Annotated in this window: 17 protein-coding genes; 2 read left to right on the top strand and 15 right to left on the bottom strand. The window is 33.6% G+C overall.

All coding sequences use genetic code 11. The features are described from left to right. Positions 1-388 precede the first annotated feature (388 nt). The 12 genes from E7419_04785 to E7419_04730 form a co-directional block, all read right to left on the bottom strand. A complete protein-coding gene (locus E7419_04785) occupies positions 389-766 on the bottom strand; it encodes a 50S ribosomal protein L7/L12 (GenBank protein ID MBE7014507.1) in 378 nt (125 codons plus the stop codon). Positions 767-811: 45 nt separating this feature from the next. Further along, the gene (locus E7419_04780; protein MBE7014506.1) at positions 812-1,315 is read right to left on the bottom strand and encodes a 50S ribosomal protein L10; all 504 of its coding nucleotides are present in this window, start codon (positions 1,313-1,315) and stop codon (positions 812-814) included. 186 nt (positions 1,316-1,501) lie between these two features. After that, the gene (locus tag E7419_04775; GenBank protein MBE7014505.1) at positions 1,502-2,197 is read right to left on the bottom strand and encodes a 50S ribosomal protein L1; all 696 of its coding nucleotides are present in this window, start codon (positions 2,195-2,197) and stop codon (positions 1,502-1,504) included. 64 nt (positions 2,198-2,261) lie between these two features. Beyond that, positions 2,262-2,687 (bottom strand): 50S ribosomal protein L11, encoded by a 426-nt coding sequence (gene rplK / locus E7419_04770; GenBank protein ID MBE7014504.1) that lies wholly within the window; start codon positions 2,685-2,687, stop codon positions 2,262-2,264. 125 nt (positions 2,688-2,812) lie between these two features. Continuing rightward, complete coding sequence (gene nusG, locus E7419_04765) at positions 2,813-3,328, bottom strand: transcription termination/antitermination protein NusG (protein ID MBE7014503.1); 516 nt, start codon at positions 3,326-3,328, stop codon at positions 2,813-2,815. Between the two features lie 30 nt (positions 3,329-3,358). Beyond that, complete coding sequence (gene secE, locus E7419_04760; protein ID MBE7014502.1) at positions 3,359-3,571, bottom strand: preprotein translocase subunit SecE; 213 nt, start codon at positions 3,569-3,571, stop codon at positions 3,359-3,361. A 36-nt stretch (positions 3,572-3,607) separates the two neighbouring features. Then, positions 3,608-3,757 carry a 50S ribosomal protein L33 gene (gene rpmG / locus E7419_04755; protein ID MBE7014501.1) on the bottom strand — a complete coding sequence of 50 codons (150 nt, stop codon included), beginning with the start codon at positions 3,755-3,757 and terminating at the stop codon, positions 3,608-3,610. Between the two features lie 262 nt (positions 3,758-4,019). Then, positions 4,020-5,042 carry a recombinase RecA gene (gene recA, locus E7419_04750; protein ID MBE7014500.1) on the bottom strand — a complete coding sequence of 341 codons (1,023 nt, stop codon included), beginning with the start codon at positions 5,040-5,042 and terminating at the stop codon, positions 4,020-4,022. A 36-nt stretch (positions 5,043-5,078) separates the two neighbouring features. Continuing rightward, on the bottom strand, positions 5,079-6,308 hold the full coding sequence (locus E7419_04745; GenBank protein ID MBE7014499.1) for a competence/damage-inducible protein A: 1,230 nt from the start codon (positions 6,306-6,308) through the stop codon (positions 5,079-5,081). Between the two features lie 3 nt (positions 6,309-6,311). Continuing rightward, positions 6,312-7,496: a tRNA 4-thiouridine(8) synthase ThiI gene (gene thiI, locus E7419_04740; protein ID MBE7014498.1), complete on the bottom strand. Its 1,185-nt coding sequence runs from the start codon at positions 7,494-7,496 to the stop codon at positions 6,312-6,314. Next, entirely contained in the window at positions 7,497-8,648 is a 1,152-nt protein-coding gene (locus E7419_04735; protein ID MBE7014497.1) for a cysteine desulfurase, read from the bottom strand. It abuts the gene before it with no gap. Positions 8,649-8,707: 59 nt separating this feature from the next. Further along, positions 8,708-9,379, bottom strand: a complete 672-nt coding sequence (locus E7419_04730; GenBank protein MBE7014496.1) for a DNA alkylation repair protein — start codon at positions 9,377-9,379, stop codon at positions 8,708-8,710. 181 nt (positions 9,380-9,560) lie between these two features. Between E7419_04730 and dpsA the strand changes: the two genes are divergently transcribed. Beyond that, positions 9,561-10,445: a dipicolinate synthase subunit DpsA gene (gene dpsA / locus E7419_04725; GenBank protein MBE7014495.1), complete on the top strand. Its 885-nt coding sequence runs from the start codon at positions 9,561-9,563 to the stop codon at positions 10,443-10,445. Continuing rightward, positions 10,433-11,017 (top strand): dipicolinate synthase subunit B, encoded by a 585-nt coding sequence (locus E7419_04720; protein MBE7014494.1) that lies wholly within the window; start codon positions 10,433-10,435, stop codon positions 11,015-11,017. Before dpsA ends, E7419_04720 begins: the two co-directional genes overlap by 13 nt. A gap of 67 nt (positions 11,018-11,084) precedes the next feature. Here the strand turns inward: E7419_04720 and E7419_04715 are convergent, their stop codons facing one another. From E7419_04715 to E7419_04705, 3 genes are all read right to left on the bottom strand, one after another. Then, the gene (locus tag E7419_04715) at positions 11,085-12,137 is read right to left on the bottom strand and encodes a Gfo/Idh/MocA family oxidoreductase (GenBank protein MBE7014493.1); all 1,053 of its coding nucleotides are present in this window, start codon (positions 12,135-12,137) and stop codon (positions 11,085-11,087) included. A gap of 1 nt (position 12,138) precedes the next feature. Next, the gene (locus E7419_04710) at positions 12,139-13,161 is read right to left on the bottom strand and encodes a zinc-binding alcohol dehydrogenase (protein ID MBE7014492.1); all 1,023 of its coding nucleotides are present in this window, start codon (positions 13,159-13,161) and stop codon (positions 12,139-12,141) included. Positions 13,162-13,372: 211 nt separating this feature from the next. Next, a complete protein-coding gene (locus E7419_04705) occupies positions 13,373-14,185 on the bottom strand; it encodes a helix-turn-helix domain-containing protein (protein MBE7014491.1) in 813 nt (270 codons plus the stop codon). Between the last annotated feature and the right edge of the window lie 70 nt (positions 14,186-14,255).

Genomic DNA, 14,255 nt, shown 5'->3' with positions numbered 1-14,255 from the left:
CAATTCACACGCTTGAATTTTGAACTCCTTTGTGTAATTCACTTTTCTTTCCATTGTGTTCACTCTCCTGAAAATATTATATCATATTTTCACTCTTTTGGTAGTCCATTTTTATTATACAAGTTTCCTACATTAATTATTCATTTTTCATCATTCGTCATTTATTATCCATTTCGTTTTAGCACAACGCATAAATGCGTTCCCTCCATTTTAACTCATAATCAAAATGGACGCAAAAGGGACAGACCCTAAAACGTCCAAAAAAAGGACGGAATGGGGTCTGTCCCTTTTGCGTCCATTCGTTTTGTAATTACAAAAACCCCTTTCCATACTCGGAAAGGGGTTTGAAGCCGTCGGAAAGTTATCCGACGGCTTAAATGTTAAATTATTATTTTAATTCAACAGCAGCGCCTGCAGCAGTTAATTTTTCTTTAATTGCTTCAGCGTCTTCTTTAGAAGCTGCTTCTTTAACAGTAGCAGGAACGCCTTCTACCATTTCTTTAGCTTCTTTTAAGCCTAAGCCTGTGATTTCTCTAACAACTTTGATAACGTCTAATTTCTTGTCACCAAAAGATGTCATAACAACGTCAAATTCAGTTTTTTCAGCACCAGCATCAGCAACTGCACCGCCAGCAGCAGGAGCAGCAACAGCCATAGCAGCAGCGCTTACACCAAATTCTTCTTCAATAGCCTTTACTAATTCGTTTAATTCTAAAACTTTTAATTCTTTGATTTCGTCTAAGATTTTTGTAACAATTTCACTCATTTTCTTTACCTCCAAAAATTTTATTTTATAGTTTAATTTTTAAATTTACGCTTCTTCTGAAGCTTGTTTTTCTGCAACCTGACCTAAAACAACAGCCAATTTTGTAAGTGGTGAGTTAAGTCCGCATGCAACCTGAGCAATAAGAGTATCTTTGCCAGGAATTTTACCTAAAGCAATAACTTCGTCTTTAGACATAACGTCTCCGTCTAAAAATCCCATTTTAACTTCAAGTTTTTCATTACCTTTTGCATAGTCACCTAAAACTTTTGCAGCGATTACTTCATCATTTGCCAATGCTAAAGCAGTTGGTCTTTCCAAACATTCGCTTAAGTTTTCTAAGCCTGTGCCCTGTAATGCTAATTTGATAAGTGTGTTTTTAATAACTTTGTATTCTACGCCGGCTTCTCTTAATTTTCTTCTTAAGTCAGTATCTTCTTCAACTGTTAAGCCTTGGTAATCAACTAAAACACCTGCAGTTGCGTTTTTAATTTTTTCATTAAGTTCTGCAACAACTTGTTTTTTAGATTCTAAAATTTTTGCACTTGCCATTCGTTTCACCTCCAGTAAAAAGATGTGTTGATATAAACAAAATCCCTTTCCGAAAACACTCAGAAAGGGATTGTAGTTAAACTAAAACTAAATGCCATTCCTCAATAGGATTTACGGAATACTCCACCTATCGTCTTCGGATTGATAACATATTGATTATATCAGACAAACTTTATCTTGTCAATACTAATCTGTTAATTTAGCGTTATTTATTTTTATACCAGGTCCCATTGTTGATGCAATTGCAACACTCTTTAAGTACTGACCTTTTGCAGCAGCAGGTTTAGCCTTGATAATAGCACCGATTAATGCGTTAAAGTTATCAGCGATTTTTTCTTTACCGAATGATACTTTACCGATTGGGCAGTGAATAATGTTTGTTTTGTCAAGACGGTATTCGATTTTACCGCTTTTTAATTCAGCGATTGCTTTTGCAACGTCCATAGTAACAGTACCTGCTTTAGGGTTAGGCATTAAACCTTTAGGACCTAAAACTTTACCTATTCTACCAACAACACCCATCATATCAGGTGTTGCAACGATAACGTCAAAATCAAACCAGTTTTCGCCCTGAATTTTAGCAACTAATTCTTCAGCACCTACGAAATCTGCACCATTTTCTTCTGCTTCTTTGGCTTTATCGCCTTTAGCAAATACCAACACTTTAGGCACTTTACCTGTTCCGTGAGGAAGTACGATTGCTCCTCTAACCTGTTGGTCTGCATGACGAGAGTCAACGCCAAGTCTTATATGTGCTTCAACAGTTTCATCAAATTTTGCTTTAGCAGCACTTACAACTAATGAACATGCTTCTTCAACATCATATAGTTTTGCTCCATCAATAAGTTTTGCACTTTCTTGATAATTTTTTCCTCTTTTCATTTAAAAAACCTCCTTTGTGGTTAAAATTCGGGGGTTACCCCTCCCACTTTTCGACTGACTTTAATTAGTCTTTGACAACGATACCCATACTTCTTGCTGTACCTGCAATCATGCTCATAGCAGATTCGATATTTGCAGCGTTTAAGTCAGGCATTTTTTGTTCTGCAATTTTTCTAACTTCTTCAGAACTGATGGTAGCAACCTTAGTTTTGTTAGGTACACCAGAACCGCTGTCAATCTTACATGCTTTCTTAAGAAGCACTGCAGCCGGTGGAGTTTTTGTGATAAAACTGAAAGATCTGTCCTGATATACTGTAATAACTACAGGGATTACAAGACCCATATCATTTTTTGTTTTTTCATTAAACTCTTTACAAAATTGCATAATGTTAACACCATGTTGACCAAGAGCAGGACCAACCGGTGGAGCAGGATTTGCTTTTCCTGCTTCGATTTGAAGCTTAATAAAGCCCGTAACTTTCTGTGCCACGGTAATACACCTCCATTAAAAACTGTGGTAAATTTCGGGTAGATTTCTTAAACCCTCCCACTGCATTTCCCTCTTGGAAATACAACCTATATAAACACGCTTTTAAAAAGCATATTTAACTAAAATTAAAGTACTTCTGCCTGTCCGTATTCAAGTTCGACAGGAGTTTCTCTGCCAAACATAGAAACCATAACTACAAATTTATGATTTTCTTCATCGACAGACTGAACTTCTCCGATAAAGTCAGTAAGCGGACCATCAGTAATTCTGACACTGTCACCAACTCCGAAATCAAGTTCAAAAGTTTGTTCTTCAAGACAAAGATTTTCAATTTCCTCATCGGTAAGAGGAACCGGTTTGGAACCAGGGCCTACAAAACTTGTAACCCCTCTTGTGTTCCTTACAATATACCATGTTTCGTTATCCATTACCATTTTAACAAACAGGTAACCAGGGAAAAGCTTTCTTCTTGATTCTTTAGAAACACCGTCTTTAACCTCAACGACATCTTCTTCAGGAAGTCTTACTTCCAGAATTTTATCCTGAAGTTCACGGTTTTCAACTGTTTTTTCTATATTTGTTTTCACCTTATTCTCATAGCCTGAATAAGTGTGAATAACATACCATTTAGCATTTTCCATAACAACTTACAGTATTAACTGTCCTCCTTATTATTTTGTAAACCATTGTACAAAAGAGAACTTGAATAAAACATCAAGTAATGCAATTAAAACGCTGAATATTACAACGAAGGCAATAACAATCAATGTGTTATTTACAAGTTGTTTCCATGAAGGCCAAACTATTTTTTTGAATTCTGATTTAGTACCTTTTATTGATTTAACTAATCTATTTTCTTTTTTAGTTCCGGCTTTTTGCATCATAACTTATACACTCCTTACATTAAAATGGAACACAAACTATTTTGTTTCCTTGTGTAGTGTGTGTTTCTTACAGAATTTGCAGTATTTGTTAAGTTCAATTCTGTCAGGGGTATTCTTTTTGTTTTTGATTTTGTCATAATTTCTCTGTTTGCATTCTGAACATGCTAATGTAATTTTAACTCTCATTAGTTACACCTCCATAGGTTAATTTGTAGAAAAAGGCACAATAAAAAAAGACCTTTTTCCATAAGGCAAAAATAGTATATCACACATAATATAATAAGTCAAGCATTTTTTTATATTTTTTGGAAAAAAAGATTATTTCAATTAGGAATGAAAGAAAATTCGAAATTCGAAGTGCGAAATGCGAAATGAAGGAAGGCAAAATTATGCTATACATCAATTTTGCCTTTTACTTAGCACTCCAAATTCCCAATTTCCAATTATATTATTCTTCTTCGCCGTCTTTGCTTTTATCCTCTATAAACATTGCGCGAACTTTTTCTTCAATTTCAGCGTAAATTTCAGGGTTTTCTTCAATGAAACGTTTTGCATTTTCTCTGCCCTGCCCGATTTTTGTGTCGCCGTAATTAAACCATGCACCACTTTTCTGGACTATATCACCTTTAACAGCATAGTCAATAAGACAGCCTGATTTAGATGCTCCCTGACCAAACATAAGGTCAAATTCTGCTTCTTTGAAAGGAGGCGCGACTTTATTTTTAACCATTTTAACTTTAACACGGTTTCCTTTTAGTTCTCCACCGTCTTTTATTGCTTCAATTCTTCTTACTTCCATTCTCATTGTGGAATAGAACTTAAGTGCTTTACCGCCTGTTGTAGTTTCAGTAGGACCGTAAGAAAATCCTGTTGACATTTTTTCTCTTAACTGATTAATAAAAATAGCGGTTGTTTTTGATTTACTGATAACACTTGTTAATTTTCTCATTGCTTTAGACATAAGTCTTGCATGAAGTCCCATTTTAATATCTGTCATTTCGCCGTCAATTTCATCTTTAGGAACAAGTGCTGCAACTGAGTCAATAACTATAATATCTATAGCGTTACTTCTTATAAGTGCTTCTGCAATTTCTAAAGCCTGTTCTCCGTTATCAGGCTGAGATACTAAAAGTGAGTCAATATCAACCCCAAGTTGTTCAGCATAAACAGGGTCAAGAGCATGCTCAGCATCTATAAAAGCTGCTTCTCCGCCCATTTTCTGAGTTTCTGCTATAATATGTAGCGCAACTGTTGTTTTACCCGAAGATTCCTGACCGTAAAGTTCAACTATTCTTCCTCTTGGAACTCCGCCCACTCCTGTTGCAATATCGACTGATAATATACCTGTCGGAATAACCTCTACACTCATACCTGAATTCTGACCAAGACGCATAATAGCGCCTTTACCAAATTGCTTTTCTATTTGTAAAAGTGCCGCATCCAGTGCTTTCTTTTTTTCTGTTTCAGCCATTATTATTTACCTTCTTTCTTTGACACAAAAGTGTGCCTATTTTAAATATTCTATTAAAGTTGACATCACAGCGTTAACTGTTGAAAGTCTTATTTTTTCACGGTTGCCCCTGAAATTAAGTTTTTTTGTAACTGTTGTATTTTTAGTGGATATTCCCATATATACAAGCCCTACAGGTTTTTCTTCGGTACCTCCGCCGGGACCTGCAATTCCCGTAACACTTATACCTATATCTGCTTTTGCGAGAGTTCGTATTCCTTTTGCCATCTGAGTTGCAACTTCTTCGGATACTGCACCGTTGTTTTTAAGAGCAATCGGCGAAACACCGGCAAGGCGTGTTTTAATCTCATTGGAATAGGTTACCATCCCACAGTCAAACACATCAGATGCTCCGGGAACATCGGTAATAGTTTTTGATATATACCCTCCTGTGCAGGACTCACAAAAAGCGACTTTAAGATTTTTATCTTTCAGGTACTCGACAACTTTTTTAGGAAGAGTATCGTCATCATATCCATACACATATTTAGAAAAACGAATTTCTATTTTTTCAAAATACGGTTTCATTTTTTCTTCCGCTTCTTGTTTGGTTTTACCTTCGCTTGTTATTTTAATATGAACTTCTCCGACTTTGGCATAAGTTGCAATAATAATTTTTTCATCCTTGTCAATTAAATCTTTAAGTTCTTCTTCGACATAAGACTCGCCTATCCCTGAAAGTTTAATACATCTTTCTAAAATACACTTACCTGTCTTATCTTTAAGATAAGGTTTTACTTTATTTTCAAACATTGGTATAAGTTCGTTAGGAGGTCCGGGAAACAAAATAAAAATTTTATTATCTTTTTCAAGAAGAATCCCTGGCGCTGTGCCATTATCATTATCTATTGCCAAACTTCCCTCAATTATATCGGCTTGTCTTAAATTATTATCAGTCATTTTCCTGCCCGTTTTGTCAAAATAATCTCTGATTTTTTGTTCTGCCTTATCAGAACGAACAAGTTTCAAGCCATTTACTTTTGCTACTTCTTCCTTAGTAAAATCGTCATAGGTCGGACCAAGTCCTCCGATTGTTATAATTAAATCAGCTCTTTTTTTGGCTATATTCAAAACTTCTAAAATTGTCTTATCATCATCTTTAACACTTGTTCTGTACATCGTGTCAATCCCCAACGAAACAAGTTCTTTAGAAAGATAGGGCGCATTGGTATCTATTATATCACCCATAACAACCTCAGTGCCAACTGAAATTATCTCGCAAATCATAAACTAATTACCTCGTGTTATTATAATCTTTTCAGTATTTTTAATTGCTTCTTCTAAAAGTTTATCCATATCAGAAAGTTTTAATTCTTCTTCTCTTATTTCCGAAACACGAGGTTTGGTTTTAGGATGCTTTGGAACAAAAACCGTACAACAATCTTCATAAGGCTGGATTGATGTTTCAAAAGTATCAATTTTTCTGGAAATCAAAGTTATTTCTTCTTTATCCATTCCTATCAAAGGACGAAACACCGGCATACTTACCACTTCATTCGTCACAGTCATACTTTCTATTGTCTGCGACGCAACCTGACCAAGACTTTCGCCTGTTACAATCGCTTTTGCACCGTTTTCTTCTGCTATTCTTTCGGCTATACGCATCATATATCTTCTCATTAAAAGAACAAGCATATCATTCTCGGCTTTTTCGTTTATCATAAGTTGAATATCAGTAAAAGGAACAACAAAAAGTTCAATTCTTCCTGCATATTCACTAAGTTTCTTTGCCAGAGTAATAACCTTTTCCTTCGCTCTTTCCGATGTGTAAGGATAAGAATGGAAGTGAACTCCTATAAGTTCAACCCCTCTTTTTGCAATCATATAACCCGCTACTGGCGAATCAATTCCGCCTGACAGCATCAATGCACATTTACCATTTATTCCAACGGGAAGACCTCCGGGACCTTTTTCCCTTTTGGCATAAACATAAGCGCCTTCTTCCCTTATTTCAATCATAACTGAAATATCAGGATTTTTTACATCAACTTTAGCAGTTTTATAATGCTTTTCAAAGATAGCATCTCCAACCATCTTTTGTATTTCAGGAGATTTATGAGGAAATCTCTTATCCTGCCTTTTTACTTCTATTTTAAAAGTTTTCCCCTCACTATACGCTTCTTCGTATGATAAAAGCGCTTGTGTTTTAACAGCTTCCATTTCTTTTTCGCATTTTTTTGCCCGACAGATATACAAAATACCAAAAACTTTTTTTAGCCTTTCTACCGCTTCGTCATAATCAAAGCAATCTTCTTTTGCCTCTATATAGACAGCTGCCTGAAATTTAGTAATTTTAAATTCGCCAAGGTCTTTAAGCCTTCTTCTTATAATTTTAAAGAGTCTGTCCTCAAATACGGGACGATTTAAACCTTTTAAGATGATTTCCCCGTATTTTATAATTAGTACTTCGTTCATTTATACCCTTAACCTCTTTCTTAATATTTCAACCTCTTTTTCTATAACATTAAAAGCATATTCGGCTTGTTCCAATGTATTTAAAGAATCAAAACTGAAACGGATTGCACCGTCATATACAGATTTATCATATCCCATAATTTCAAGAATTTTTTTCTTACCTGAATAATTGGAAGAACAAGCAGAACCACTTGAAACATATATATCTTTGCCCTCAAAAGTATGAAGAAGAATTTCTGAACGTAAGTTTAAAAATGATACATTTAATATGTGACACGATGAATTTTTAATATCAGTGTTTATATGAACTTTATCCATTTTTGAAAATTTACAATAAAGATATTCTTTTATTTTCTGCATATTTAATATATCTTCATCCATCGTTTTAAGATGCTCCGCTATCGCTACACCGAAGCCGTATATCCCTACAGTATTTTCAGTTCCATTCCTTAAGCCCTGTTCCTGACCTCCACCATAAAAAATCGGTGAAACCAGAACACCTTTTTTAATATACGCAGCGCCTACACCTTTAGGTCCGTTGATTTTATGAGAACTTACCGATACCATATCGGCACCCAGATCCTTGATTTTAAAAGGAACTTTCATAAAAGACTGGACACAGTCACAATGAAGCAATGTATTCCTGTTTTTTTTATTTATACTTTCTCTTATTCTTTTTATATCAAATATATAACCTGTTTCATTATTAACATGCATTACGCTTACTAAAGCTGTGTTGTTATCAATCTCATTTTCCAAAGCGTCATAATCAAAGCCTTTATCTTTATCGAAATTTATTATCTTTACATCATAACCTTGCTCTTTTAACAAATCAAACTGAGTGGCAACAGATGCATGCTCAATACTTGTTGTGATAATCTTTTTGCCCGCGTGTTTATTCCTTTTCAAATACCCTGTAACACAAAGATTGTTAGCCTCTGTCCCTCCTGATGTAAAAACAAGCGTTGATGCATCACACCCTAATGCTTTAGAAAGATTATCTCTTGCAAACTCAACCTTTTTTTCTGCTCTTAGCCCCATATTGTGAAGGGAAGACGGATTGCCGAAATCATTCTCAAGCATTAAAAGCATTTCTTCATTAACTTTTTTATATGTTTTTGTCGTAGCACTGTTATCAAAATAAACGAACATTGTTTCTCCTCTTTTTCTATCATTGTATCATTTTTTTGCATTTTTTTCAACATTAAGTTTCAAACTTTTAATTTTCTTAAAATCACTTTTTTCTCATCTGATATTCTGTAACTTTCAATCGCTTTCTGAATGGTTTTATTATGTACCCACATATCAAGTTTATTTTCTTTTATATAAGGAAAAGTTTCCTCCCATCTTTTAAAAAGAGCAGTTGCAAAATACCAGGCAATCATCATATTTACATAATACTCATCACTTTTGATTTGAGAAACTTTTTTTAAATACTCTTTTTTAAAATTATTATCCAAAAAGTGCACCATAAGCATTTCTATCCCAAAACGGACAGTATATGTATGCTCTGATTTAAGCCACTTATCTATTTTACAAATCAATTTATCAGTATTCTTCTTAAAGCATTTAGGTCTGAGTGAGTCGCAGGTTGCCCAGTTATCTACAAAGGGCAAAAATAAATCAACTTCTTTTATACAATTGTCATAATCTTTTATTTCGGCTATTAAAAAAGCATGAAGATTATTTTCTTCATAATAGTTATGCGGAAGTTTATTTAAAAATTTTTCTCTTATCAGGGCATCGTAGTATTCTTTTGTGATTTTTCTTAAAATCGGTATACGTACCCCTATAACTTTGTCAGGGGAAATACCCGGCATAAGTTTTGTGTGAAACTTTTTATATTCCAAATCCTGATTTTTAAAAAGAATTTTTTCTATCATTATAAAACTCCTTATAATTACTTTTTCTATTATATAACAAAATAATTATAAATGCAATATCCTGCAAAGTGGTAAAATTGTTTCTTAACTCCAAAATAAAAGCACCATTAAATGTAAAAATCATAAAATAATAACAGATTATCTTATTATTTTTTATTCATCGGGCGGAGGTGCTTAATATTTGAACAAAAAAATTCTTATTCTCGGAGGGGATTTAAGGCAGTTTACAGTTGCATCAGAATTTAAAAAAGACGGATTTGATGTTTCTGTTTACGGTTTTGACAAAAATACTCCTTTCGTACCATTTTTTATATATAACGACTTAAAAGATGCAATAAAAGATAACGATATTATAATTATGGGAATTCCAATATCAAGGGATAATGTATTTCTAAGCGCACCCTATTCTGAGGAAGATATAAAAATTTCCGAAATTATAAATTGTCTTGATTCTTCAAAAATTGTATTCGGAGGAATTATTTCAAAAGATATAGAAAAATCATTAACAGACAAAGATGTTTTAAACTTTGATTATGGAGTAAGAGAAGAACTTAATATTGAAAATGTCATTCCGACTGTAGAGGGTGCATTGTCTATTGCAATAAACGAAACGCCCTACACCTTGCATGGAGCCAATGTACTTGTTACAGGTTTTGGAAGAATAGGAAAAATACTTTCCAAAGCATTAGCCTCTCTTGGCGCTTTCGTTACAGTAAGTGCAAGGAAAACAGAGGATTTATCCTGGATTGACTGCTTTTCATATAAAAAAATCAAAACACAAAATATATGTGACAACATAAATAAATACGATATTATTTTTAATACCATACCTTTTACGGTAATAGACGAAGAATGTTTAAAAAGGGTTAAAAAAAATGCCGTTATAATTGACCTTGCGTCAAAACCCGGAGGTGTAGACTTTAAATATGCGCACCTTTTAAATTTAAAGGTTATTCACGCATTATCTTTGCCCGGAAAAGTTGCACCTGAAACGGCAGGTAAGATAATCAAAAACACTATCAATAACATACTAAGTGAACTGGGGGTAAAAATATGGGGAATTTAACCGTCGGTTTTGCTCTTACAGGGTCTTATTGTACCTTTAAAAAAATCCTTCCTGAAATAAAAAATGTAAAAAATATGGGATATAATGTTATACCCATACTTTCAGAGAATGTTTCAAAAACTGATACAAGATTTGGAAAGGCAAGGGATTTTACAAATGAGATTGAAACGATATGTGAAAAAAAGGTTATAAAAACCATTTATGAGGCAGAACCAATAGGGCCAAAAAACTTACTTGACGCTCTTATAGTTGCACCTTGCACAGGGAACACCCTTGCAAAACTTTCTTCAGGCGTTACCGACACCTCGGTTACAATGGCAGTAAAAGCAACTTTAAGAAACGCAAAACCTGTCATACTGGCTGTATCAACTAATGATGGTTTGGGAAATGCGTGCAAAAACATCGGGAATCTGTTAAATTACAAAGGAATATATTTTGTTCCTTTCAATCAGGATGATCCTTATAAGAAACCGCGTTCCGTAGTTGCAGATATGACTAAAATATGCGATACCTTATCTTTTGCTTTAGATGACAAACAAATACAGCCAATTATATATGAAAAAAATTTATAAAAACCTTACAAAAAGCTAAATGGACGTTTTGGGGTCTGTCCCTAAAACGTCCATTCTGTATTGTGAATTAAAAAATTACTTCTTTACCTGTTCTTGCAGATTCATATATTCCGGTTATTATTTTCATAATTTCAGTACCTTGCTCAGGGGTACAGATTAATTCTTCTTTACCCAAGCAACAGCCAACAAAGTGATTTATTTCACCATCAAACAAGTCAACTGTATCATTAAGTTGAGGCGATGTTTCCATAAAGTAACCTGTATCAGAAAGTTCAATCATATCTATCTTTGCGCCATTATACTGCAGCCCTGCTTTTGTTCCGTTAAGTTCAACATTTCTGCCCTCTTTTATAGTATTAAGAACCCAACTTGCTTTAACATACAGGCACGCTCCGTTATCAAAATGAACATAACCTGATGCAAGACTTTCAACAGTTCTTTCATAAGAATTAACATCGGAAGATATCCATCCTGCTCCTGTACCTTTTGCAATATCAGGAAGATTTTCATTTATCTGACTTGTAAAGCCTTTGACACTTGTTGCCTTAGGATATCCCATAAGATAAAGTGCAGTATCAATTTCATGGATTGCACCGTCAATAAGTGCGCCTCCGCCTGCTTTATCTTTGTTTATAAACCATCCGCCGATTTTATTACATCTGTTTATACGGGATGCTTCGGCATAGTAAATTTCGCCCATTTTACCGGAATCAATGTATTCCTTCATAAATTTAACTTCTTTGGAAAATCTTACTACAAAAGCATACATTAATATCTTACCTGTTTCTTTAGCAGTCTTTTCACATTCCAATGCTTCTTCATAATTCATTGCAGGTGGTTTTTCACAAAGCACATGTTTACCTTTTTTAAGTGCTTCAATAACAATGTTCTTATGAGTAAAAGTCGGTGTAACAATACTTACAGCATCAATGCTTTCATCATCAAGAATATCTTTATAATCTGAATAATACTTTGAAATAGAATATTTTTCAGCTCTTAATTTAGCAGTATTTTCATTTACATCGCATATTGCACATAACTTAACTTCCGGGTTTTTAATATAAGATTCTATATGGCATTCGGATATTGCACCTGCGCCTATTATACCTATTTTAAGCATATTAGTCCTCCCAGTTTATATTTACAGCCAAAGCCTGAGTTCTGTCTTCCATAAGCATTTCATACATACTTACAACATCTTTGAAACTGCATTTATGAGTTATCATTTCCGATGCAGTGGTTTGATTCTTTTCAAGAAGTTCAATAAAGTATTCTGAATCTCTTCTTCTTGTCCAAGGATCTCCGTTAACTTCGTTTTGTGTATGTACAGCAGAGTTGTGTGCTCCGAGTATAGATATACCCATACGGTTACAATATTCTAAATCAACAAGTGCTTTTCCCTTAGGACTGCTTGTAATAATAAGTTTTCCTCTTTTACCCAAGCATGCTATTTCATCACTTACAAGTTTCGGATTACTTGTAGTTTCAAATACAACAGCAGCGCCTTCGTTAAATTTCGTATTATTCTTAACAATTTCAGCTGCATTTTCTTTTAAAGTATTGATTTTTACAAAACATGGGTCATCAGGAAGTTTATCAAGACGTAAATCAGATATATCGCAAACAAACACTCTTGTTGAACCTGCACATTTTGCAAGTCTTGCAACTAACTGACCAATTAAACCAGCACCGTATACTACACAAGCATCACCAGGTCTTAAACCTGAAAAACGTACGCTTCCCATTGTAATCTGTGCAATAATTCCAAAAACTGCTTCTTCTGATTTTACCGAGTCAGGAATAAACATAGTTTGCTGATAATCGTCTTTATTTATTGTATAATACATTGTGTGTGTGGCTAAAGTTAACATTCTTTTTCCGATTAAATCCGAAGATACATTTTTACCTACTTTGACAATCTTACCTACATTTGAGTAACCAGGATCCTGAGGATAATGAATATCATTCATCCATGGTGAATCCGGCTCAACATTACCTTCTAAAAGTGTTAATTCTGTTCCTGTACTTATTTGAGAAACTTCTGTCTTAAGAAGGATATCATCATCGCCTACAACCGGCATTTCACATTCTTGTAATTCAACTTTTTTTTGTGCTGTGAACACAACTTTGTAATTTTTACTCATTTAGAGCACCTCCTATGTTATATCTTAGTTTCATTCTATATAACAATAAGATATGCAACAAGTAAATTATTTGAAAATACCAGTAATTTTTTTGAATTTTAAAAAAATTTTTTTAAAACACAGTCTTGCAAAATACGGGTGCAATTAAATTTGCAAGTTTTTTAAAAAGCCTTGTTGTATTCACAATAAAAAAGAGTGGAACAAAGCCACTCTATAAGTTTTTTTCTCTGAATTCACTTGGGGTTTTATTAGTAATTCTTTTAAAAGTATTATTAAAGGTTTTTAAATTTTCATAGCCACATTCAGAAGCAATATACGCTATTGTATTGTCAGTTTTTTTAAGCAAATCAACAGCATGTTTTATTCGTATAGTATCAATATAAGTTTTAAAATTTACTCCTGTAAAGGCAACAAACAATGTTGACACATACGATTCACAGTAGTTTATTTTCTCAGCCACAGATTTTAAAGATATACTTTCAGTATAATTCTTAGAAATATATTCAAGTGCCTCCTGAAAAACTTTAAATTTAGTTGTGTTTTTATTTTCCATCATTTCTGAGTTTTCAAAATACCGTGCAAGAATACTGTATAGTTTTATTAAATCAGAAATTATAATACTGTCACTTAAATGCTTTTTCTCTTTATATTCTACATATATTTCATCAACAATAGATTTTATAACTTCACTTATTTTTGCATCTTTTTGCATACTCTGGCTGATATAGTTTGTAATATATATAAATTCAATATTTAACTGTTGGAGTATTGATGGATTGAATGTAAAGATTTTAACATTAAGTTCGGAAGATGCAGAATTTATTTCATGTATTTCGCCACTGTGAATAAAAATAACATCTCCGGCTTCCATTCTGTACTTTTTCATTGGCAGATTTACATTACAATATCCTTTTTCAACGTACAAAAATTCCATTCTCTGATGCCAGTGATAATTATTATCAATAAATTTATCCGCTTCTCTTACGGTAAAATTCGGTTCTATAATTTCATGCTTTATATCCATTCCATCACCTCTATTGGTATATTACCATACATTAATATCAAAATCAATGGGACTGTAAAAACATTTTTAC

The organism is Oscillospiraceae bacterium (genome assembly GCA_015068525.1).
In the GTDB taxonomy this organism is placed as follows: domain Bacteria; phylum Bacillota; class Clostridia; order UMGS1840; family HGM11507; genus SIG450.
The sequence above is the reverse complement of the archived record's forward strand: the minus strand, read 5'-3'. Positions and strand labels throughout refer to the sequence as shown.

Coding starts and splice junctions, on each gene's coding strand:
- rpmG (MBE7014501.1), bottom strand. CDS start 3,757: ATGAGAGTTAAAATTACATTAGCATGTTCAGAATGCAAACAGAGAAAT.
- E7419_04745 (MBE7014499.1), bottom strand. CDS start 6,308: ATGATTTGCGAGATAATTTCAGTTGGCACTGAGGTTGTTATGGGTGAT.
- recA (MBE7014500.1), bottom strand. CDS start 5,042: ATGGCTGAAACAGAAAAAAAGAAAGCACTGGATGCGGCACTTTTACAA.
- E7419_04705 (MBE7014491.1), bottom strand. CDS start 14,185: ATGGATATAAAGCATGAAATTATAGAACCGAATTTTACCGTAAGAGAA.
- E7419_04775 (MBE7014505.1), bottom strand. CDS start 2,197: ATGAAAAGAGGAAAAAATTATCAAGAAAGTGCAAAACTTATTGATGGA.
- E7419_04710 (MBE7014492.1), bottom strand. CDS start 13,161: ATGAGTAAAAATTACAAAGTTGTGTTCACAGCACAAAAAAAAGTTGAA.
- E7419_04735 (MBE7014497.1), bottom strand. CDS start 8,648: ATGTTCGTTTATTTTGATAACAGTGCTACGACAAAAACATATAAAAAA.
- E7419_04730 (MBE7014496.1), bottom strand. CDS start 9,379: ATGATAGAAAAAATTCTTTTTAAAAATCAGGATTTGGAATATAAAAAG.
- thiI (MBE7014498.1), bottom strand. CDS start 7,496: ATGAACGAAGTACTAATTATAAAATACGGGGAAATCATCTTAAAAGGT.
- secE (MBE7014502.1), bottom strand. CDS start 3,571: ATGATGCAAAAAGCCGGAACTAAAAAAGAAAATAGATTAGTTAAATCA.
- nusG (MBE7014503.1), bottom strand. CDS start 3,328: ATGGAAAATGCTAAATGGTATGTTATTCACACTTATTCAGGCTATGAG.
- E7419_04780 (MBE7014506.1), bottom strand. CDS start 1,315: ATGGCAAGTGCAAAAATTTTAGAATCTAAAAAACAAGTTGTTGCAGAA.
- E7419_04715 (MBE7014493.1), bottom strand. CDS start 12,137: ATGCTTAAAATAGGTATAATAGGCGCAGGTGCAATATCCGAATGCCAT.
- E7419_04720 (MBE7014494.1), top strand. CDS start 10,433: ATGGGGAATTTAACCGTCGGTTTTGCTCTTACAGGGTCTTATTGTACC.
- E7419_04785 (MBE7014507.1), bottom strand. CDS start 766: ATGAGTGAAATTGTTACAAAAATCTTAGACGAAATCAAAGAATTAAAA.